Consider the following 19,130-nt stretch of genomic DNA (forward strand, 5'->3'; position numbering starts at 1 on the left):
GATCGGCCGAATTCGGCCCGACACCCCGCATCCGACCCTTGAAATGGGGGCAAACGGGTTGACCTTCGGCGCGCCTCCAGGGAAACTGCCTCGGATCGTGTAACAACCGGCGTCCCCGAACACGCCGGCGTCACGGTCCTCGTAGTACAGCACCGGAGGACCCAGCCGTGTCGATTTCGTTCCAGGACTTGCAGCAGACCCACAGAGGACGTCGAGCCGTTCGTCGATCGCTCACCGCGCTGGTGACCGTGCTCGCGACGCTGGCAGCCCTGGTTCTCGTCGCGCCGCCCGCGATGGCAGCGACGAGCCACGGAATTCAGGGGCCCTCGTACAGCGGCGTCGCCAACCCGCCGACCTCGGACAAGCCGCAGAGCAAGCTCTGGTACAACGACGGCTCCTGGTGGGCCACCATGTGGGTCGCCGGCAAGGGCTGGGACATCGAACGGCTCGACCGCGGCACCGAGACGTGGGTCGACACGGGGGTGACGACCGACACACGCAGCACCGCACTGACGGACACGCTCTGGGACGGCACCCACCTCTTCGTGGCGGCGCAGTACGCCACCGTCTCGACCGGCACCGCTCCGGTCGCGGGGAAGACCGGCAATCCCGCCAAGCTCTACCGCTACACCTACGTGAACGGCACGTACACGCTCGACAGCGGCTTCCCCGTCAACATCAACAACATCTCGAGCGAGACGCTGACGATCGACGAGGACACCACGGGCCGCATCTGGTCCTCGTGGGTGCAGATCAGCGGCAGCTCGAGCGCCGGCTTCACGGCGACCGTCTACTTCAACCACTCGGGCGTGGGCGGCACCGGCTGGGGCACCCCGACCGTGCTGCCCGGCGCAGCGCACCCCTCCGTCGACGACATCTCGGCCGTCATCGCGTTCAAGGGGAAGATCGGCGTGATGTGGAGCGACGAGGCGAGCAGCCACGTCTACTTCGCGCTGCACACGGACGGCGCCGCCGACACGGCCTGGTCGATCCTCACCGCGCGTAGCGGCACGAACATCGCCGACGACCACATGAACCTGAAGACTCTGCAGTCGGATTCCACCGGCCGCGTCTACGCGGTGCTGAAGACGAGCCTCGACCTCACCAGCGGCCTCAGCTCCACGGATCCCGGCATCGTGATGCTCACGTACACGCCCGGCACGAACTCCTTCGCAGCGAGCACGGTGTCCCGGGTCGTGGACTGCGAGACGCGACCGCAGCTCATCCTCGACACGCAGAACAGCCAGGTGCACGTCGTCGTGACCGGTCCCGACGCCGGCACCTCGGGCTGCCCCAGCTCGGGCAAGCCGGGCGCCATCTACGAGAAGACCGCGTCGATGGGCAGCACCCAGACCTGGGCCACGGGCCGCGGCACGGCGATCATCGAGGACGGCGCGTCGCTCAACGTCAACAACCCGACGACGACCAAGCAGAGCGTCAACAGCGCCAGCGGCTTCGTGGTGCTCGCGTCCAACGACACGACGCACCGGTACTGGTTCTCGGACGAGGCGCTCGGTGGCGTGACCAAGCCGGTCGCGAACTTCACCGTCGCGAACTCCTCCGGGACGGCCCCCCTGACGGCGACGTTCACGGACACCTCCACGAACGCGCCGACCCAGTGGTCCTGGAACTTCGGTGACGGTGCGACGAGCACCGCGCAGAACCCGACCCACACGTACACGACGGCGGGCACCTACACCGTGACCCTCACCGCCTCGAACCCGGCGGGATCGAGCACCGCGACGCGGTCGAGCGCCGTGACGGTCACCGGTGGCGGTGGCGGTGGCGGCACGGTGACCGCGGGCGCCTCCTCCAAGGCGACCGGTTCGACCGCGGCGACGGCCGTCACCATCACCAAGCCGACCGGCCTGGTGGACGGCGACGTGCTGGTCGCCAACATCAACGCCGACGCGAACCCGAGCATCACCGCGCCGAGCGGCTGGACCGCCGTCACCGGCGCCCTCACCGACAGCACGTTCGCCCGGGTGTTCTCCTACTACAAGGTCGTCACGACCGCGTCGTCTGAGCCGAGCAGCTACACGTTCACGCTGTCGGCGGCCGAGAAGTGGAACGGCGGCATCACCGACTTCCACGGCGTCGACACCGCGACGGTGTGGGACACCGCGGCAGCCACGAAGGTGAGCACCACCTCGGTGAGCACCCTCGCCGTGCCGAGTGTCACCACCGTCACGCCGGGCGCCATGCTCGTCGGCGGTGACGGCGTGAACTCCACGACCGCAACGCTGACCGCCCCGAGCGGCTGGACCGAGGCGTGGGAGGGCGACGCCGGTCAGGACGTCGACTTCGGCTACAAGGCGCTGCCCACCGCGGGCGCGACCGGGACGAGCACCTTCACCCACAGCACGTCCGTCAGCGGCGCGGCCTGGGCGCGAGCGCTGAAGCCGGCGGGCAGCGGCGGCACGACGGGCACGGCGCCGACGGCGAACTTCACGGCGACGCCCACCTCGGGCACCGCGCCGCTGGCGGTCTCGTTCACCGACACCTCGACCGGTACCCCCACCTCCTGGGCGTGGGACTTCGGCGACTCCGGGTCGGCGAGCAACACCGCAACGACCGCCAACCCGAGCCACACCTACAACACGGCCGGGACCTACACGGTGAGCCTCACCGCGACCAACGCGAACGGCTCCTCCACCCCGAAGACCGCGACGATCACCGTCAACCCGGTCTCGACCGGCACGGCGCCGACGGCGAACTTCACCGCGACGCCCACCTCGGGCACCGCGCCGCTGGCGGTCTCGTTCACCGACACCTCCACCGGCACCCCCACCTCCTGGGCGTGGAACTTCGGCGACACGGGATCGACCACGAACACGTCGACCTCGCAGAGCCCGAGCCACACCTACAACACGGCCGGGACCTACACGGTGAGCCTCACCGCCACCAACGCGAACGGCTCCTCCACCCCGAAGACCGCGACGATCACCGTCAACCCGGTCTCGACCGGTGGCGGCACGATCACGGTCGGTGCCTCGAGCAAGGCCACGTCGACCGCGTCGGTCACCGCCGTGACGATCGCGGAGCCCACCGGTGTGGTGACCGGTGACGTCCTGGTGGCCAACATCAACGCCAACAACGCGCCCACCATGGCGACGGTGCCGGCGGGATGGACGCAGACCATCGCGCCGCTCGCCGACGGCACGGTCACGACGGTGTTCAGCTACTACCACGTGGTGACGGGCACCGAGCCGACCAGCTGGACGTTCACCCTGTCGGCGGCCCAGAAGTGGAACGCGGGCATCACCGACTTCCAGGGCGTCGACACCACCAGCGTGTGGGACACGGCGGCCGCGACGCAGGTGAGCACCACCGGCACCACGTCGCAGGCGGTCCCGAGCGTCACGACGGTCACGCCGGGCGCGATGCTCATCGGCGGCAACGGGGTCAACTCCTCCACCGTGACGCTCGGCCAGCCGAGCGGCTGGACGGAGGCCTGGGAGGCCGACGGCGGCAAGGACATCGACCTCGCCACCAAGTCGTTCCCGACGGCAGGCGCGACCGGCACGAGCACCTTCACCCACAGCGCCACGATCAGCGGTGCGGCCTGGGTGCGGGCGCTGAAGCCGGCCTGATCCGATCGCTCCCGGTCCTCCGGCTCCTGCATAGGGGCCGGAGGACCGCGGTCGTTTCCGCACGGCACCTGAACGCCCCCGAACTGGGGGCCCGGCGTGCCCCCCGGGCTTGGGACAATCAGGGGGTCGTCCAGAACCCGCGCGAGCATCCGTCCCGCGTCCGACGACGGCGCAGCGCACACCCATCGCTGCGCTCACCACACTTCCCGGGCATCCACATGCCCGGTCGCCCGAGAAGGAGTCCTCGTGGGGGACGCACCTGTGATGATCCGCCGATCGCTCCGTGACCTGGAGCGGCGCGTGCTCAAGGCTCCGCCGAGCGCGCGTCGCTTCCTGAAGCGCGGCATCTCGGTCGACGACTTCTTCGGCCGGATGAACGAGGCGGGCGTGCGGTACGCCGCCCTGCGCTGGTTCGAGACCCTGCCGCACGTCGAGCGGGGCGAGGACATCGACCTGCTCATCGGCGACGACGACCTCGAGTTCGTCGCGTCCCTGCTCGCGCCCTACCCGACGTTCCCCGCCACGCAGAAGCTCGACCTCTACACGGCGAGCGGCCTGCCCGGCACCGACTTCCGCGGCATGCCGTACCTGGGCAAGCGGCTCGCCGACCAGGTGCTCGACGGCGCGGTGCTGCTGAAGGGCCGGTACAAGGTGCCGTCCCCCGTCGACCACCTCAACTCCCTGGCCTTCCACGCCGTGTACCACAAGGGTGAGGCCTCCGGCCTGCCCGCGACGGCGCTGAGCCCGGTGCCGGCCGTACCGAACCCGGATCACGACTACCACGCGGCGCTCGAGCGCCTGGCCACCGAGACGGGCCGGAGCGTCGAGCTGACCCTCCACGGCCTCGACCAGTACCTCGCCGCGGAGGGGCTGCGGCCCGCGACCGACACCCTCGAGCGCTTCCAGCGCGGGAACGCGTGGCTGGCCGCCCAGCTCGCCGAGTCCCGGGAGGACCTCGGTCCGCTCGCCGGCCTGATCGTCTTCGTCGTCCGCCAGGCGGCCGAGAGCCTGGTCGGCCGGATCACCGCCACCATCGATCGGTTCGGGTTCGAGGTGCTGCGGGTGCTGCCCCTCGAGGGCGAGTCGCGGGACCGCGTGGCCGAGCAGGTGCGCGGCGGCAACTGGGGCCGTGGTCCCTTCCCGCGGAGCGGCGGCGGTCCCGTCACCCTGATCTTCGCCTACGACTTCAGCCACCGGCTCGACGTCGACGGTTCCGGCCATGTGCTGAACCCGAAGAGCACGCTCGCCAAGACGGCGGTGCGCGACCTCATCGCCCGTGAGGTGGACGCCTCCAACCGGTTCAACCCGATGCATTCGTCCGACAACGGCTGGCAGAGTCTCGAGTACGTCGAGGCGCTCGGCGACCCCGCGCTCGTCGAGGACCTCGCGCATCGGATCGAGGAGATCGACCGCCAGGTCGCCCTCCCGTGGCCGGTCGACCGGTACCTCTCGTTCAACGGCAAGCGCGCCCAGGTCGCCGTGGTCGCGCATCCCGTGCACGGGCCGGCCGTCGCCAAGGTCTTCCGGCCCGGGTCCCGCCCGTTCCTCCAGCGCGAGCTGCTGGCCCGCTCGGTGTTCGGGGACGTCCCGGTCGTCTCCCCGCTGCTCGAGTCCGGCGGAGGCTGGCTGCTGTCGCCCCTGTACGAGGACGACGGGCGCCACGTGCGTCGCCGGCTCCCCGGCACCAAGGAGGTGCAGCTGCGCTTCGACGCGCTGCGGCAGGTCGCGGCCTTCGTCGCCGTGCTGCGGGAGCGGGGCTACTTCATCCTCGATCTCACGAGCCACAACCTGCTCTCCGACCGGCGCCGCGGCCTGCTGGTCACCGATTTCGAGTTCCTCCAGCCGTACCCGGCCGACGTGCCGCCGCTCGGCCGCGACTGGACGGTGCTCGGCGTCGCCGACGACCCGTCCGTCGATCAGCCCGTGCTGCCGCTCCGCAAGCGCTGGGACCGCCGCGTGCGCACCTCCCTCTTCCACCCTGCGATCGCCGGACTTTCCGTCGAAGAACTGCTGAATCCTCGCGGCATCCCCCTGCTTCGGGCGAAGATGGAGGCGGTCCAGCTGGGTTGGTACCTGCTGTTCGCCATCCGCGCCGCAGCAGGACGCCTGGGCCGCACACGATTCGGCCGCATCGCCCAGAAGCGCATCCAGCGGCTGAAAGGTCGAGGATGAGCGAACGGCGCGGAGGCACCATCTCGGACACGGCGCGGTCGGGAGCGGCGGGCGACACGTCGCTGCGACGTAACACGACGCGGGGGTTCATCTGGTCGTTCGGCTCCGCCGGCGGCCAGGCCGTGCTCCAGATCGGGTCGCTGGCCGTGCTCGGCCACATCCTGTCGCCGCACGAGTACGGCGTCGTCAACGCCTCGATGCTCGCGGTGGCGTTCACGCTGATGCTGGGGCAGCTCGGCGTCTCGGCGGCGATCGTGCAGAAGCCCGACCTCAGCGACAAGCAGGCGACGGCGGCCCTCTACTTCTCGATCGGAACGACCTGCGCGCTCGGGGTCCTCTTCTGGGTGCTCGCCCCCTGGCTGAACCTGCTGGTCGGGCTGCCCGAATCCTCGGGCGTGATCCGGCTGCTGGCCTTCATGCTGCCGCTCACCGGTCTCACGATCGTGCCGATGGGGCTGCTGCAGCGGAACCTGAAGTTCCGCAAGCTCGCGATGGTGGACCTCACCTCCTACGCGGTGGGGTACGTGGGCGTGAGCATCACGCTCGCCGTGCTCGGCGCCCACGAGTACGCCCTGGCGTGGGGGCAGCTCATCGACACCGGATTGACCGCCGTCGGGTACTTCGCGCTGAGCCGGGTGCGGTGGACGCCGCAGTCGCCGCGCTCGCTCTTCGAGAACGCCCGCGGGCTGCTGAAGTTCGGCCTGTCCTACTCGCTCGGCCAGGTGGGCAGCTGGGTCGCGATCAACGGGGACAACTTCATCGTCGCGAACCGGCTGACGACGCAGACGCTGGGCGTCTACGGGCGGGCGTACCAGCTGCTCGCATCCCCCGCGAACCTCATCGGCGGCGTCGCCGACAAGGTGCTGTTCCCCGCCATGTCGCGCGTGCAGGGCGATCCGCCGCGCATGGTGCGCGCCTACGTCGCCGCCTGCGCGTTCGTCGCGCTCGCGACCGTGCCGGCGAGCATCATCCTGTTCCTCGGAGCGCCCGAGATCGTCGGCATCCTGCTCGGCGGCCGCTGGACGGCCGTCATCGCGCCGCTGCAGATCTTCGCGCTCGTGCTGCTCCCCCGCACCTCCTACAAGATCAGCGGCTCGTTCACGCGCGCTCGGGGGGCGGTGCTCGGCGGCTCGACCCGGCAGTGGCTGTACGCCTGCGAGGTCGTGGTGGGCTGCCTCATCGGCAGCCGCTTCGGCGTCGTGGGCGTCGCGACCGGAGCGTCGGTCGCGATCACGCTGCACTGGCTGACGATGATCGCCTTCTCGGCGAAGGTCTCGAAGGGCCTCTGGGCGCAGCTCGGCGTCGCCTACCTGCGCTACGTGCCCCTGGTCGCCGTGGACGTGGCGCTCGGGCTGCTCGCCCGGTCGGTCACGGAGCCGTACGTCGACTCCCGGCTGCTGACGCTCGTCGCCGTCGTGGTGGCCGTCCTGGCGGGCACGGCCCTCGTCGTCTGGGTGGCGCGCCGGGCCTTCGCGGAGGAGGTCGCCCTTCTTCGGACCATCGCGAGCCTGCTCCCCGGGGTCCGGCGTCTCGCCCGGCCGTGAGCTTCTCGGCGCCACGCCGCGTCGGATGCAACTCCCAGCGCTTCTCTCGTGCATGCTGACAAGCAGGGAGGCCCCGCCGGGCGGCGGTCGACCTCCCGCCACCGTCATCACCCGCCGGGAGAGTGCTCATGCTGCGTCGCATCCGAGTCCAGTGGTTCCGGTTCACCCACGGCGAGGACGTCTTCGACGCGTGGCCCGGTGAGGACCTGCCCCGCACCGCACCCGCCGCGAAGGCGGCCGGCGGGATCGCGACGATGCAGCCCGCCGTCTGACTCCTCCCCCGCCGTCCGGGCGGCGGCTGTGCGAGGCTGAATCCGGCGTCCCGATCGGCGGGCGCGGGAGGGACCACGCGTGACGCCCCCCGTGCTGCTGGTCGTCTGCACGGCGAACGTCTGCCGGTCGCCCCTCGTCGAAGCGACGCTCCGTCGACTCCTTCCGGAGACGAACGGCCCGCTGTCGGGAACCGTGGTGCGCAGCGCCGGCACGCGAGCGGTTCCCGGGCAGCCGATGTGCCCGGTGTCCGGCGCCGAGTCCGGCGACCAGGAGTTCGAGGCGTCGCATGCCGCCCGCCTCCTCGACGCGGAGCTGATCGGCGGAGCCGACCTGGTGCTCACCGCGGAACGGGAGCACCGCGGCGCGGCGGCGCGGCTGGCCCCCGGATCGCAGGCCCGGGTCTTCACGTTCCTCGAGGCCGTGGCCCTCGCCGAGGTGGCGATGCAGCGGGTGCGCGACGGCGAGGCCGAGCGACCCGGTGACCTCCGGGACGTCGCGGCGATCCTGCACTCCTCGCGCGGGCGCATCCCGCTCGCCGAGGACCCGCAGCCGCAGCGCGGCCTGTTCCGCCGCCGGAGCCGCGTGCCGGCAGTGCATCCGCTCGACCTCGAGGACGGGCACGGGCAACCGCCCGCCGAGCACGAGACGGCCGTGCAGCACACGCACGACGTGGCCGAACGACTCGTCACCGCGCTCGCCGCGCTCACCGGTCCGCGGCCCGCCGAGGTCTGACCCTCCGGTCGATCAGCCGGCCACCGGCGGCCCGATGTACGAGGCGGAGCACCGATGAGCCGGCCCGACCAGCCCGACGATGGCGTCGGATGCGAGCCGGCCGTTCCGGACGCTGCGGATCGCCACCGGCGAGCCGGCCGCCGTCCATCCGCCGCTCTGGACGCGGCGGACCGGTTGCGCGAGCACCACGTCGAGCGAGGCGGTGCTGCCGGACGCCCGCCAGGTGGTGCGCTCGTGCAGGGCGACGTAGGTCAGGCCGGGATCCTTCGCGCTCGGCACGGAGCAGAGGTACTCGAGCCAGACGACCCGGTGCGCGAGGGCCGCATCGATCCGCGTGCGCTCCGCGCGAGCAGCGGCGGACGGCGAGGCGGCGGTCGGCGGCGGTGAGGACGAGGCGATCGCCGAGCCGCTCGGATGCGTTCCGGCCGGCGGCGTCGACGTGCACGCCGTGCAGCCCAGCAGCACGGCCGCGGTGAGCGCCACGGCGGTCGGGATGCTCCTGGCACCCCGGATGCGGGTCGGCGTCATCGCCGAACGGTAATCCGCGGCGCCGCGAGGCGCCAGTGCGCCCGGGACGTCAGCGTCCGACGACGACCTGCCGCGCGGGCTGCTTCGCCAGGTCCCGGAGGAACATCGCGTCCCGGTGCTTCACATCGGCCATCTTCACGGCACGTCCGAAGAGCAGCGCAACCAGGAGGCTGAGGGCGAGCCAGACGACGACGACACAGGCCAGGATCGCGAGGATCATGCGGGTACCTCCTTGTGGCGCCGGGTTCGCGCCTCCCTTCGATCGTCGTTCTTCCGCGGCTCCAGCGGCAGCCCACGATCGGGGGACATGGAGGGCACCCACCGGGGTACAAACGCGGTCCGCAGAAATGAGGACGGCGCCGGCCTTCGGGGGCCGGCGCCGCCCGGCTTCGAGCGCTTTAGCGGCGTCCCGGATCCGTCGGGTCCTGGTCGTCCATGCGCATCCCGGTGCTCGAGTCGTCCATGCTCGAGCCCGCGCCCGGTTCCATCCGCAGCTCGTCCTGCGGCACCACGACCGTCTCCTGCCGGACGACGTAGCGGCGCAGGCGCATCCCGCCGCCCGCCTGCCGCTGCATGCCGACCGAGCCCTCCGGCATGCCCGACGCGCCCTGCGGCATGTCGGTGGCACCGGTCTCCGTCTGCATGGCCGGATCGCCCTGCGAGGGCTGACCGCCACCCATGCCGCCCCCCGCGACGCCGCCCGCCATGCCCGGCATCCCCACGTCGTCGGTGGGCGCGGCGCCCGCTTCGACCATCTCGGCGCGGTCGCGGTGGCCCCCGGTGTCCCCGGAGACGCCGCTGTCGCCGAAGAACCGGCCCGAGATGTCCTCGACGTCGCTCGTGCCGTAGCCGCTGCCCGTGCCCTCGGCGGCCTCCTCGGCCACGGGGTTGTCGTTCTCGAGCGCGGTGCCGGTGCTGGCGAAGTCGCCGCTCCCCCGGCCGTCGCCGGCGGTGCGTCCGGATGCGCGCACGTCCGGGCCGCCCGGCTCGTCGGAGACCTCGCCGTAGCCTGCATCCGTGTGCCGGCGCGGGGCATCGGCCTCGGCGCTCTGGCCGCGGTCGAAGCGGGGTCCCGAGGGTCCGTCGTCGTACCCGGCGTGCCTGCGGCCGACGCCGGAGCCCGCGAGCCCCGCGCCCGTGCCCGCATCCGCGCCCAGGCCGGCGCCGGCGCCGGCGCCGTAGCCGGTGTCGCTCATGGTCGCGGCGTCGTAGCCGTCGACGTCGCTGCCGATCCGGTCGCGGTCGAGGTCGGTCCGGCCGGCGCCGATCGGGCCGCTCCGCCCGGCGTCGCTGCCGGTGGCGCCCATCAGGCCGTAGTAGCTGTAGAGCCGTTCCTGCTCGTCGGGCGAGATCTCGGCGTCGGGGTCGACCCGCGGGGCGTCCTTGACGCGGGCCTTCTCGACGGTGATGTGGAGCTGCTCGTGGTCCCAGGTGGCGTTGTCGAGCGGGACGAGGGTCTCGGACATGCCGAAGAGTCCGGTCTTCACGCTCGCCCAGGTCGGCTGGTCGGTGTCCGCGTCGACGTAGACCTGGCTCACCTTGCCGACCCGGTCGTTGTTGGGGTCCACGGCCTCTGCACCGATGATCTGTTCGATATCCGGGGTGGCGATCATGTGTTCCTCCCTGGCGGCTACCTGCCGCCTGGGAGGGAACTGTCCTCCTGGCGGCTTGAAGGACGGTGGACACCTCCCCGTCCCCTCCGCCGCGGATCCGCCGTGTTCAGGAGTTCCCGCATGACACGCCGCGCTCGGCGACGGATCCTCCTGCGATGAGCCGCCGGATCCTGAAAACGGCGGATGATCGAGCGGTGGCGCAGCGGGTGCAGCTCAGCCGCCGGAAGGGCTGGCGGAAGCCGGACGGGACGATCGTGATCGCCCGCCCGGGCTACTGGGGCAACCCGTTCGTGATCGGCCGGACGCCGCGCGAGCACCGGGAGCGGGATCCGCGGCTCTGGGAGCACGGCGGGCTCGCAACCTATGCCGACGACCATCCGCTCACCCGCGCGGAAGCGGTGGGCGCGTACCGCGCCTGGTTCCCGACGGCGGTGGGGCGGACCGGGCGGGCACTCGCCGAGGAGGCGGGCGAGGTCCTCCGTGGCCACGACCTCGCGTGCTGGTGCCCGCTCGACGGCCCCTGCCACGGCGACGTGCTGCTCGAAGCCGCCGCTACGTGACGGTGCGGCGCTGCTCCCGGCCGCGCCCGCGGTCCTGGTCTTGGTGCTCGACGACGCGGCCGAAGCCGATGCCCGCCAGCGCGAGCGCGCCGAGCACGATGCCGACGAACGGAAGCCGGCCAACCTGATCGGCGCTCAACTCGATCCTCGGCCGCCGCCCCACGGACGCGAACAGCAACCAGCCGTCATCAGCAGATACACGGCCACGCCCCGTTCAACCGCACTCGCAGACCCTGGGACGGACGAAGAGCCGGTGTCTGCGCGTGCGCATGCAGCGGCGCCGGGCTGCCTCGCAACCCGACGCCGCGCAGTCGGTACCGCTCGCAAGCGGTGTCAGGCGGTGCGGCCCGTGGTGCCGTCGCCGTCCATGTCGATCTCCTCGCGACGGACGTCCTCGGAGACGTTCTGCTGCTCGGTCACCTGATCCTTGGAGAGGCGGACGCGTTCCACCGGAACGGTCTCCTTCTTCACGACCGGGCGCTCCTCGGTCAGGACGACCTCGTGCTCCTCGCCGGACAGGTCCGGGCCGTCGTACGCGGCGTCGCGGTTCGCGTCCGTGATCGGCTCACGCTCGATCCGCACCTCCTCGCGCGTCACGGGCACGGTGACGTTCTGCTGCTCCGTCACGACGTGCTTGCGCAGCCGCGCCCGGCCCGTCTGCACCGTCTCCGTGCCGACGTTCAGGCGCTCCTCCGAACGGGTCATCGCATCGTCCGTCGTCGGACCCGACGTGTCACGGCCGACGGCGCCCTCGGTGCCGACGCCGGCGCGGCCGGTCGTGGTGCCCGAGTAGCCGGTGTCACCGCTCATGCCGGTGCCCGTCGTGGTGGTGTCGGTGGTGTCCGCGTAGCCGGCGCCGCCCGTCGTCCCCGAGCCGCCGAAGCCGCCCGTCGCGTCGTTCAGGCCGTAGTAGCTGTACAGCTTCTCCTGCTCCTCGGGCGAGAGCTCGCGGTCCGCGTCGATGCGCGGGGCGTCCTTCACGCGAGCCTTGTCGTAGCCGACGTGCAGGGTGTCGCTGTCCCAGTTCGCGTTGTCGAGCGGGATGAGCGACTCCGAGGTGCCGAACAGCCCGGTGCGCACGCTCACCCAGCGCGGCTGCTCCGTGTCCTGGTCGATGTAGACCTGGCTGACCTTGCCGATCTTGTCGTTCTGCGGGTCGACGGCTTCGGACCCGATGATGCGGTCGATGTCCTGCGTGGCGATCATGGTTCCTCCTCCGGTTCGGCCTCGTGCCGAACCGGGTACGACCATTCCGAAGTCGCATTGAAGGTGCGTGTCCGCAGCCGGGGAGCTCGCGGCAGACACGCCCGGCGCCACGTGGGTGCGCCCTGTGCGCGAGGTTGGAGCGCGGCCCTCGACGCTGAGCGGCGGGGAGGCCGGCGAAGCCCGCCGGGACCCCGGCGCCCCGACCCGGGATGCGCGTTCCGTGTGATCATGGGGGCGTGCGCGTCGCGAATCCGCCGGACGCGGGGAGCGGGCCTTCGACCATCGCTCGGCGGATCCGGCGGATCCGGCGGATCGGGATCGTGGCGCTGGCGAGCGGCCTCCTCTACGTGCTGATCGGCCTGCCGATCTTCGTGTTCCCGGCGACCGGCCCCCTGCCCGCGCACGTCGACGTCGCGTTCGTCCTCGGACCGCCGACCCAGGCGCGCCTCGACGTCGCCGAACGGCTGCGACGCAGCGGTGCCGCCACGGATGTGCTGGTGTCGGCGCCCGGCCCAGCGGTGACCACCTTCCCCGGGCTCGCCGGCTGCGGGTCGACGGCGCACCTGATCTGCGCCGCTCCCACGCCGACCACGACCCGCGGCGAGGCCCGCCTGCTCGCTCGCGAGGCGGTCGCACATCACTGGACCAGCGCCGTCGTCGTCACCATGCCGGCGCACATCAGCAGGGCCCGCCTGCTCATGCAGCGTTGCTTCTCGGGCACGCTCACCATGGCGGCGAGCGACGAGGGCCCGAAATACGGCTGGCCGTATCAGTACCTCTACCAGACGGCCGCGACCGCGAAGGCGTTGCTGACGCCCGGCTGCTGAATCGCGCTAGCCGGCCGCGGGCGCGACGCGGCCGGGACAGGAGCCGAGCACCCGCTCGATCGCGGCCTTCTCCGCCGCCGTCACCCAGAGGTGGTAGGCCGACTTCACGGCGACCTGGTGCGCGACGTAGGCGCAGCGGAACGACCGGTTCGGCGGCAGCCACGTCGCCGCGTCCCCGTCGCCCTTCGCCTGATTCGTGGGTCCGTCGACCGCGAAGAGGTTCGCCGGATCGTTCGCGAGCCGCTCCCGCTGGGCCTGGGTCAGCTGCTGGGCGCCGGTCTGCCACGCCTCCGACAGCGCGACGACGTGGTCGATCTGCACGGCGGCGCTGGTGGTCTCGCCGCGGAGGAAGTGGATGACCTTTCCCGTGTACGGATCCGCCAGCACGCCCGTCTCGACCTTGCAGGCCGCGCTGGTGATGTGCTGCAGGTCGCGGCGCAGCACGTCGTCCCGGGTGTCGCAGCCGTTGTGGTCGACGTCGATCCAGGCGTCGCCGAAGTCCTTCACCCGGGCGTAGCCGGTGTGGGGCGCCTTGCCCTTCACCGGCAGGGTGCCCAGCAGTGCGAGGGCGGAACCGGCGCTTCCGGTCGGCGCGGCCGACTCCGGCCGGGCGGCCGACTGGGCGCCGGCATGCGGTTCCGTGCCCCGCAGCGCGAGGAAGGCGACGGCCGCGACCACGACCAGCGCGGCGACGACGGCGCCGGTGGAGGCGGAGCGTCTGCGTCGTCGTGCCATCGCCGGTCCTCCCTGGGGTGTCTGCCGTCGCGCGACGGTAGACACCCTGGACGACCCGTCCGAAGAGGCGCGCCGCGGCCCCATCCGCCTGCCAGGGCCCCGGGAAGGCCGTCCTGCTCCTAGCCTTCGATCATGCGCACACGCGTCGCCGTCGCGGCCGTCCTCCTCGTCGCGGTCGCGATCGTGCTCGTCTTCCCCCGGCACCTCGACACGGCGCTCATCGGGGCCGTGGACCGCCTGCTGCCGGAGAGCGCACGGATCCCCACCGCGCCGCCCTACGACCGCTCCTTCTACATCGTCGAGGACGTGCTGAACATCCTGCTGTTCATCCCGCTCGCCTTCGCGATCGGCTTCGCGACCGGCCGCTGGTGGCTCGGCTTCGTGCTGGCCGCCGCGCTCAGCGCCGGTGGCGAGCTGATCCAGATCGTCATCCCCGGCCGCTTCCCGTCGATCCAGGACTTCGCGCTGAACGCCATCGGGTCGCTGATCGGCGCCGGCATCGCGGCGGCCGTGAACCGCCGGCGGCGCCTCCGTCGTCTCAGCGGTGGTGCCGGCGACGGCGGTGCGGCGGGCGGACGATCATCCCGGCGGCGAGCGCGGCAACCCCGCTGAGACCCGCGACGAGCGCCGGCACGACGTACGCGCTCTGCGACGACGGGCACCTGGCCGCCGTGCGGAGGGGGAACATCGGCGCGAGCAGCGATCCGCACGCCGCGATCGGCCCGGGCAGCAGGCAGAGGGCGAGAGTCACGGCCAGCAGGCCGCCTCCCACGACGAGCAGGGCGATCCGGAGCACAGCGGTCCGGCCCATCCCTGCACCCTGACAGATCCGCCGGGTGGCGGCCCGTGCGGTGGAACCGGGCACTCCCCACGGGCGCCGCCCGGCGTACCGTGCCCACATGGCGAAGCAGAACTGGAACGATCTCACCGTCGCGCAGCGGCGCGGCATCCTCGCCGGCGGGGCGGTGGAGCTCGCCGGGACCGCGTGGGTGCTGCTCGATCTGCTGCGCCGCCCGGCGGCCGGCATCCGCGGTCCGAAGTGGGCGTGGGCGGCGGCCTGCGTCGTGCAGCCGTTCGGACCGCTCGCATACGCGCTGCTCGGGCGCCGCCGGTGACGGCGCTGTCGCTGCTCGAGCGAGGCGAGCTGCGGGTCGTCGTGCCCGTCGAGGCCTCCCCGGCGCGCGCCTGGGAGGCGTACACGCGGCCGGAGCCGCGGCGGCGGTGGATGAGGATGCCCGGGGTGCGGGACGTCGAGGAGCTCGACCTCACCGAGGGCGGGCACGAACGGCTCACGAGCGTCTTCGCGATCGAGGAGGGTCGCCGCGAGCGGCAGGAGTACGCGTCCCATTTCCTCGAGATCGTCCCGGGACATCGGATCACCTGGTCCTTCGCGGTGCGCGTGGACGGGCTCCTGCGAGTGGCATCCCTCGCGATCGTGCGGTTCAACGGCGACGTCGACTCGGCCGAGGTGGTGCACGAGGAGCAGTTCACGGTGTTCGCCGCGACATCGGAGGAGCTGGCGGCGGGCGTCGCGGAGCGGCGCGGGAGCACCCGGCTGCAGCTGAACGGGTTCCGCGGGGTCGCCGGCTCGGCCTGAGCGCGGCCCCCGGTCTGCGCCGGGGCGTCGGCGATGCGGTTTCGAGACGCCGCGCGGCGCTCCTCGACCGACGGGAATCGGGTGATGGTCAGGCGGGGCCGGTGCTCCACCACTCGTTGAAGCCGGGCCGGCCCGTGCGGCGCTCGAACAGGCCCATCACGGGCGTCGCCATGGCCTCACCGGTGAAGACGTAGATCCGCTCGCCCTCCACCTCGACGTCGAGACCGAGGTGCCGGTACAGGTCGATCGCGGCCGACATGACGCGGTGCCGCTGCTCCGGCGGGAACTCGACACCGACGCGGCGCACCTCGCCGCCGCGGTCGCGGCTTCCCATGATCTCGCTCACCCGCACGCCGGAGGCCTCCTCGCATCGAGGCGGAACGGGTCGTCGTCGACCGGACGTGAGCCCGGGACCGCCGGTCCATGCCAGCACACCGGGTGCGACGGACACGACCCGAACCGCGGACGCTCAGCGGGTCTCAAGGTTGCGGAGCCGAACAAACCCCGCGGTCGGATCAGGCGCGGCGGTCGATCCTGCAGCCGACGCAGGCGCACTGGGCGGCGGCGGAGCGGCGGACGGCGGTCACCGCGGCACGGTCGGCACGGTCCCGCCGGCGCTCGGCGCGGGCCGCGTCGAACGAGCGGCGGACGGCGGAGCGGGACGGGGCGAGCAGCGCGATCGACATGTCTGAAGTCCTTCACCTCGCGAGCGGCCGGCCGTGGGTGCAGCCGAAGGTTCCGTTCGCAGGAGCGACGTTACGTGTCCTCCGAAATGAGGACCAGTCCCACGATCGGGGTACACGGCGAGTCCCCCACAGCGAGGACCTCCCGCGGATCGCGCCCGGCCCGTCTGCGGCCCGCACGGACGTGTGCGGCCGGCATACCGGCGGCAGACGTCCGCAGGAGCCGCAGACGTACGCACGGCGCCGATCGGCCGGGGCCTCGTCAGCGGCTGAGACGCTCCCGAGGGATGCCGCGCCGCACCGGCGCCGGATAGTAGGTGTGATTCAGCTCGCCCCCCTCGTCGCGGTGGGTGAAGCCGCTGCGGAGGAACAGGGTGCGATCGAACACGAATGAGTCGGGCAGCGGCCCCCGGATGATGCCGTGGTGGACGTTGCCGCCGACGCCGCGCAGGGTCACGATGTGGACCTCGTCGGAGGGGTTCCCCGAGTCGACGAAGCGCACCAGTGTCTCGTCCGACACGATCCCCCTTCCATCGTGCGGGGACGGACGCACGATGCTGCGGCCGAGAAAGCCGCGGCTTCCACGGTAGGCAGCCGTGGCGATCCTTGAAGGGGGTTGACAGATCGCTGCCCGGCATCCAGTGTGCGCCGAGCGCCGTGCGAGTGGCCGACGGGCGCCGGATGGGCGCCGCGCGAATACAGGGACCGGACACGGTGCGTCGCCCGGCTTCCGGCGTTCCCCGGACGTACCGTCGGCGCATGACTCGGCGCCCCCGCCTCCGGCTCCCCGAACTGCTCGTGCTCGGCGCGGCCGTCGCCGTGCTGGTGCTGCTGCTCTGGCCCCATCACGTCGACGGCGCGGTGACCTGGATCGCCTCGGCACCTGCGCTCGGCGCTGCCGGCGGTTCGGGCGGCCTCGTCTGGTGGGCGCTCGAGGACCTCGGCAACATCGCCCTCTTCGCACCCCTCGGGTTCGCCCTGGCCTGGTGGAGCCGCAAGCCGGTGTTCGCGATCCTGGCGGGCGCGACCGTCTCGCTGCTGTGCGAGGCGCTCCAGCACTGGATCCCGAGCCGGCACGCGTCGCTGCAGGACGTGGCCTGGAACGTGCTCGGCACGCTGGCCGGTGTCGCGATCGCCTTCGCCGTCGGCCGTGCCGTCTCGACGGGGCGCCCCACGCTCGAGGAGGAGCTCAGGGCCCTGGAGCAGGCGCAGTCCCCCGTCGAGGTCGACGCCTAGGTGCCGCCGTCAGGCCAGCCGCGTCTGACCGCACTCGGTGCAGGCCCAGTAGACGCCGCCGCTCGCGGTGCCGGCCGGTTCCATCCGGTGCAGGCAGACCGGGCAATTCGGCACGTCGAGCGACCCGTCCTCGACGGGGTGCCCGGTGCCGGCGGGCTCCACGACGCCGCCGTCGCCCGGCCCGCGCTCGCCCGTCATGCGCCAATCGTCCACCCGCACGACCTCCCCGCAGCGCGGCACCAGGGGGGCCCGGCGTGTCGTCCCCCCGCTGACGAGGGTCGGATCCGGGGGGAACTCCGCCGAAGCAACCCCCGATCAGGGCTCTTCCGTTCTGTGGCTGGCGCGGGAAGGATGAGGCGCGTGATGGTCCCACTGCTGCGCCGCGTGCTGCTCGCGAGCCTCGGCGTGGCCGTAGCGGCTGCGACGGCGGCTCCCGCCGCGCTGCCCGCCGTGCAGCCGGAGCACGTGAGCATCGAGCGGGCGGTCGCCTCGACGACCTCCGCGACCGGGCCGCACACCTTCGAGCTGTACCGGCACGGCGCCGCCACCAAGCCGGTGCAGTGGCTCGCCTGCCGCGCGATCGACTACCGGATCAACACCGCGAGCGAACCGGCCGGCATGACCGCCGTCATCCGCTCCGTGATGACGAGCATCGGGAAGCAGACCGGCGCCACCTTCACCTACGGCGGAGCGACGACGCACACGTTCGGGTCGACCGGGTTCGACCGCAGCACGCCGACGATCTACTTCGCGTTCACCGCCAAGCAGGACGTGGCGGGCCAGCACTTCGCGTGGCCGGGCCAGATCGGGGTCGGCGGCCCCGCCGCCGCCTGGTACTCCACGTCGTCCGGCAGCACGTTCGAGGCGATGACCTACGGCCGGGTGCTGCTCTACACGGGCTTCAAGGGCCGTGTGACCGGCGCGGGCAGCACATGGCAGTCGCTGATCACCCACGAGGTGGGCCACGCACTCAACCTCGACCACCGCACCACGGCGAGCGACGCCATGTACCCGAGCCTCAGCGTCGCGTCGCCCGGCCGGTTCTCGTCGAACGAGGTCGCGGCGCTGAAGTCGGTCCTGCGCCGCACGTCCTGCGACTACACCGCGTTCAAGCGGCTCTGACCCGCACTAGCGCCCGTCGCAGGTGACCAGCTCGACGCCCGAGCTCGCGTTCGAGGTGTTCGTCGCGACGACCGTGCCGTCCACCTCGATCGAGCAGGTGAGCTTCGCCTTGCCGTTCAGCGTGATCGCGGCGAGCACGAACTGCTGCACACCGCCCGTGGTCACCGTGAGGTGCTGGGTGCGCTCACGCGGCAGCGTCACCTGGGTGTCGCGGGCGGTCGCGCTGCGGCCGTTCGCGATCGTCGAGTAGGAGATGGTCGCGGTACCGCTGCCGGTGATCCGGTAGACGATCGTGTGCGGGCCCGCGGCGAGGCCTGCGCCCCCGCTCGAGCCCCCGGACGGCAGGCCGCTCGGGAAGTCGGACGGGAAGTCGCTCACCTGCGGCAGGTCGGTGACGCGGTCGCGGACGAACCCCACGATCTGCACCGTCGAGACCGCGATCGCGACGATCAGCGCCACCGCGCCGAGGATCAGCCCGGCGGTCGCCAAGCCCCGGCGACGGCCGGCGAGCACGAGGCCGATGATGCCGAGGACGATCGCGGCGAGCGCCGGCAGCCCCGCGACGAAGGACGCGATGGGCAGCACGGCGAGCACGAGCGCGACCACGCCGGCGATCAGGGCGATCAGCCCGACCGGGTTGCTGCGCCGCGTCCCGGCCCGGCCGGGACCTCCCGGGCCCGTCGGCGGAACGCCGGCTGCCGGCGGCTCG

At 72.3% G+C, this 19,130-nt stretch carries 24 protein-coding genes; 12 read left to right on the forward strand and 12 right to left on the reverse strand.

The window, feature by feature from the left end; translation table 11 throughout:
• The first annotated feature begins 167 nt into the window (after positions 1 to 167).
• The 5 genes from JWQ92_RS01750 (at position 168) to JWQ92_RS01770 (ending at position 8,314) form a co-directional block, all read left to right on the forward strand.
• A complete protein-coding gene (locus JWQ92_RS01750; RefSeq protein ID WP_297342731.1) occupies positions 168 to 3,593 on the forward strand; it encodes a PKD domain-containing protein in 3,426 nt (1,141 codons plus the stop codon).
• Positions 3,594 to 3,839: 246 nt separating this feature from the next.
• Entirely contained in the window at positions 3,840 to 5,765 is a 1,926-nt protein-coding gene (locus JWQ92_RS01755; RefSeq protein WP_297342732.1) for a hypothetical protein, read from the forward strand.
• The gene (locus tag JWQ92_RS01760; RefSeq protein WP_297342733.1) at positions 5,762 to 7,309 is read left to right on the forward strand and encodes a lipopolysaccharide biosynthesis protein; all 1,548 of its coding nucleotides are present in this window, start codon (positions 5,762 to 5,764) and stop codon (positions 7,307 to 7,309) included. Before JWQ92_RS01755 ends, JWQ92_RS01760 begins: the two co-directional genes overlap by 4 nt.
• A gap of 128 nt (positions 7,310 to 7,437) precedes the next feature.
• Positions 7,438 to 7,581 carry a hypothetical protein gene (locus tag JWQ92_RS01765; RefSeq protein ID WP_297342734.1) on the forward strand — a complete coding sequence of 48 codons (144 nt, stop codon included), beginning with the start codon at positions 7,438 to 7,440 and terminating at the stop codon, positions 7,579 to 7,581.
• Between the two features lie 79 nt (positions 7,582 to 7,660).
• Positions 7,661 to 8,314: a protein tyrosine phosphatase gene (locus JWQ92_RS01770; protein WP_297342735.1), complete on the forward strand. Its 654-nt coding sequence runs from the start codon at positions 7,661 to 7,663 to the stop codon at positions 8,312 to 8,314.
• A gap of 12 nt (positions 8,315 to 8,326) precedes the next feature.
• On the opposite strand, the gene JWQ92_RS01775 is transcribed toward JWQ92_RS01770, so the two are convergent.
• From JWQ92_RS01775 to JWQ92_RS01785, 3 genes are all read right to left on the reverse strand, one after another.
• Positions 8,327 to 8,842, reverse strand: coding sequence for a hypothetical protein (locus tag JWQ92_RS01775; RefSeq protein WP_297342736.1), 516 nt, complete (start codon positions 8,840 to 8,842; stop codon positions 8,327 to 8,329).
• Between the two features lie 49 nt (positions 8,843 to 8,891).
• A complete protein-coding gene (locus tag JWQ92_RS01780; protein WP_297342737.1) occupies positions 8,892 to 9,062 on the reverse strand; it encodes a hypothetical protein in 171 nt (56 codons plus the stop codon).
• 178 nt (positions 9,063 to 9,240) lie between these two features.
• Positions 9,241 to 10,455: a PRC-barrel domain-containing protein gene (locus JWQ92_RS01785; RefSeq protein ID WP_297342738.1), complete on the reverse strand. Its 1,215-nt coding sequence runs from the start codon at positions 10,453 to 10,455 to the stop codon at positions 9,241 to 9,243.
• A gap of 155 nt (positions 10,456 to 10,610) precedes the next feature.
• Between JWQ92_RS01785 and JWQ92_RS01790 the strand changes: the two genes are divergently transcribed.
• Complete coding sequence (locus tag JWQ92_RS01790; RefSeq protein WP_297342739.1) at positions 10,611 to 11,015, forward strand: DUF4326 domain-containing protein; 405 nt, start codon at positions 10,611 to 10,613, stop codon at positions 11,013 to 11,015.
• Here the strand turns inward: JWQ92_RS01790 and JWQ92_RS01795 are convergent.
• Together JWQ92_RS01795 and JWQ92_RS01800 are read right to left on the reverse strand one after the other, a co-directional pair.
• Positions 11,008 to 11,154, reverse strand: a complete 147-nt coding sequence (locus tag JWQ92_RS01795; RefSeq protein ID WP_297342740.1) for a hypothetical protein — start codon at positions 11,152 to 11,154, stop codon at positions 11,008 to 11,010. The two genes, JWQ92_RS01790 and JWQ92_RS01795, sit on opposite strands and share 8 nt — an antisense overlap.
• Positions 11,155 to 11,348: 194 nt before the next feature.
• Positions 11,349 to 12,221, reverse strand: coding sequence for a PRC and DUF2382 domain-containing protein (locus tag JWQ92_RS01800; protein ID WP_297342741.1), 873 nt, complete (start codon positions 12,219 to 12,221; stop codon positions 11,349 to 11,351).
• Positions 12,222 to 12,457: 236 nt separating this feature from the next.
• Between JWQ92_RS01800 and JWQ92_RS01805 the strand changes: the two genes are divergently transcribed.
• Positions 12,458 to 13,048 (forward strand): ElyC/SanA/YdcF family protein, encoded by a 591-nt coding sequence (locus JWQ92_RS01805; RefSeq protein ID WP_297342742.1) that lies wholly within the window; start codon positions 12,458 to 12,460, stop codon positions 13,046 to 13,048.
• Between the two features lie 6 nt (positions 13,049 to 13,054).
• Here JWQ92_RS01805 and JWQ92_RS01810 read toward each other — a convergent pair whose 3' ends face one another.
• Positions 13,055 to 13,783 carry an HNH endonuclease family protein gene (locus JWQ92_RS01810; protein ID WP_297342743.1) on the reverse strand — a complete coding sequence of 243 codons (729 nt, stop codon included), beginning with the start codon at positions 13,781 to 13,783 and terminating at the stop codon, positions 13,055 to 13,057.
• A gap of 132 nt (positions 13,784 to 13,915) precedes the next feature.
• Between JWQ92_RS01810 and JWQ92_RS01815 the strand changes: the two genes are divergently transcribed.
• Entirely contained in the window at positions 13,916 to 14,395 is a 480-nt protein-coding gene (locus JWQ92_RS01815; protein ID WP_297342744.1) for a VanZ family protein, read from the forward strand.
• Here the strand turns inward: JWQ92_RS01815 and JWQ92_RS01820 are convergent.
• Complete coding sequence (locus JWQ92_RS01820; protein WP_297342745.1) at positions 14,322 to 14,594, reverse strand: hypothetical protein; 273 nt, start codon at positions 14,592 to 14,594, stop codon at positions 14,322 to 14,324. The two genes, JWQ92_RS01815 and JWQ92_RS01820, sit on opposite strands and share 74 nt — an antisense overlap.
• Positions 14,595 to 14,682: 88 nt before the next feature.
• Here JWQ92_RS01820 and JWQ92_RS01825 point away from each other — a divergent pair, with 88 nt between their 5' ends.
• The gene (locus JWQ92_RS01825; RefSeq protein WP_297342746.1) at positions 14,683 to 14,898 is read left to right on the forward strand and encodes a PLD nuclease N-terminal domain-containing protein; all 216 of its coding nucleotides are present in this window, start codon (positions 14,683 to 14,685) and stop codon (positions 14,896 to 14,898) included.
• Entirely contained in the window at positions 14,895 to 15,380 is a 486-nt protein-coding gene (locus JWQ92_RS01830; RefSeq protein ID WP_297342747.1) for an SRPBCC domain-containing protein, read from the forward strand. Before JWQ92_RS01825 ends, JWQ92_RS01830 begins: the two co-directional genes overlap by 4 nt.
• Positions 15,381 to 15,468: 88 nt before the next feature.
• On the opposite strand, the gene JWQ92_RS01835 is transcribed toward JWQ92_RS01830, so the two are convergent.
• The 3 genes from JWQ92_RS01835 to JWQ92_RS01845 form a co-directional block, all read right to left on the reverse strand.
• Complete coding sequence (locus JWQ92_RS01835) at positions 15,469 to 15,732, reverse strand: hypothetical protein (RefSeq protein ID WP_297342748.1); 264 nt, start codon at positions 15,730 to 15,732, stop codon at positions 15,469 to 15,471.
• A 163-nt stretch (positions 15,733 to 15,895) separates the two neighbouring features.
• On the reverse strand, positions 15,896 to 16,066 hold the full coding sequence (locus JWQ92_RS01840; RefSeq protein ID WP_297342749.1) for a hypothetical protein: 171 nt from the start codon (positions 16,064 to 16,066) through the stop codon (positions 15,896 to 15,898).
• A 259-nt stretch (positions 16,067 to 16,325) separates the two neighbouring features.
• Positions 16,326 to 16,583 (reverse strand): hypothetical protein, encoded by a 258-nt coding sequence (locus JWQ92_RS01845; RefSeq protein WP_297342750.1) that lies wholly within the window; start codon positions 16,581 to 16,583, stop codon positions 16,326 to 16,328.
• Between the two features lie 239 nt (positions 16,584 to 16,822).
• On the opposite strand from JWQ92_RS01845, the gene JWQ92_RS01850 reads away from it, so the two are divergent.
• A complete protein-coding gene (locus JWQ92_RS01850) occupies positions 16,823 to 17,299 on the forward strand; it encodes a VanZ family protein (protein ID WP_297342751.1) in 477 nt (158 codons plus the stop codon).
• Between the two features lie 9 nt (positions 17,300 to 17,308).
• Here the strand turns inward: JWQ92_RS01850 and JWQ92_RS01855 are convergent, their stop codons facing one another.
• Complete coding sequence (locus JWQ92_RS01855) at positions 17,309 to 17,497, reverse strand: hypothetical protein (RefSeq protein WP_297342752.1); 189 nt, start codon at positions 17,495 to 17,497, stop codon at positions 17,309 to 17,311.
• Positions 17,498 to 17,659: 162 nt separating this feature from the next.
• Between JWQ92_RS01855 and JWQ92_RS01860 the strand changes: the two genes are divergently transcribed.
• Positions 17,660 to 18,421 (forward strand): hypothetical protein, encoded by a 762-nt coding sequence (locus JWQ92_RS01860; protein WP_297342753.1) that lies wholly within the window; start codon positions 17,660 to 17,662, stop codon positions 18,419 to 18,421.
• 6 nt (positions 18,422 to 18,427) lie between these two features.
• On the opposite strand, the gene JWQ92_RS01865 is transcribed toward JWQ92_RS01860, so the two are convergent.
• Positions 18,428 to 19,130: DUF4190 domain-containing protein (locus JWQ92_RS01865; RefSeq protein ID WP_297342754.1), on the reverse strand; the 703-nt coding region annotated here is incomplete at its 5' end.

The sequence above is a fragment of the Amnibacterium sp. genome (assembly GCF_025463795.1).
GTDB lineage: Bacteria > Actinomycetota > Actinomycetes > Actinomycetales > Microbacteriaceae > Amnibacterium.

Excerpts from the sequence above, each read along its gene's own strand:
- JWQ92_RS01760 (WP_297342733.1), top strand. The coding sequence starts at position 5,762 with ATGAGCGAACGGCGCGGAGGCACCATCTCGGACACGGCGCGGTCGGGA.
- JWQ92_RS01765 (WP_297342734.1), top strand. The coding sequence starts at position 7,438 with ATGCTGCGTCGCATCCGAGTCCAGTGGTTCCGGTTCACCCACGGCGAG.
- JWQ92_RS01775 (WP_297342736.1), bottom strand. The coding sequence starts at position 8,842 with ATGACGCCGACCCGCATCCGGGGTGCCAGGAGCATCCCGACCGCCGTG.
- JWQ92_RS01780 (WP_297342737.1), bottom strand. The coding sequence starts at position 9,062 with ATGATCCTCGCGATCCTGGCCTGTGTCGTCGTCGTCTGGCTCGCCCTC.
- JWQ92_RS01785 (WP_297342738.1), bottom strand. The coding sequence starts at position 10,455 with ATGATCGCCACCCCGGATATCGAACAGATCATCGGTGCAGAGGCCGTG.
- JWQ92_RS01790 (WP_297342739.1), top strand. The coding sequence starts at position 10,611 with ATGAGCCGCCGGATCCTGAAAACGGCGGATGATCGAGCGGTGGCGCAG.
- JWQ92_RS01800 (WP_297342741.1), bottom strand. The coding sequence starts at position 12,221 with ATGATCGCCACGCAGGACATCGACCGCATCATCGGGTCCGAAGCCGTC.
- JWQ92_RS01810 (WP_297342743.1), bottom strand. The coding sequence starts at position 13,783 with ATGGCACGACGACGCAGACGCTCCGCCTCCACCGGCGCCGTCGTCGCC.
- JWQ92_RS01815 (WP_297342744.1), top strand. The coding sequence starts at position 13,916 with ATGCGCACACGCGTCGCCGTCGCGGCCGTCCTCCTCGTCGCGGTCGCG.
- JWQ92_RS01820 (WP_297342745.1), bottom strand. The coding sequence starts at position 14,594 with ATGGGCCGGACCGCTGTGCTCCGGATCGCCCTGCTCGTCGTGGGAGGC.
- JWQ92_RS01825 (WP_297342746.1), top strand. The coding sequence starts at position 14,683 with ATGGCGAAGCAGAACTGGAACGATCTCACCGTCGCGCAGCGGCGCGGC.
- JWQ92_RS01840 (WP_297342749.1), bottom strand. The coding sequence starts at position 16,066 with ATGTCGATCGCGCTGCTCGCCCCGTCCCGCTCCGCCGTCCGCCGCTCG.
- JWQ92_RS01850 (WP_297342751.1), top strand. The coding sequence starts at position 16,823 with ATGACTCGGCGCCCCCGCCTCCGGCTCCCCGAACTGCTCGTGCTCGGC.
- JWQ92_RS01855 (WP_297342752.1), bottom strand. The coding sequence starts at position 17,497 with ATGACGGGCGAGCGCGGGCCGGGCGACGGCGGCGTCGTGGAGCCCGCC.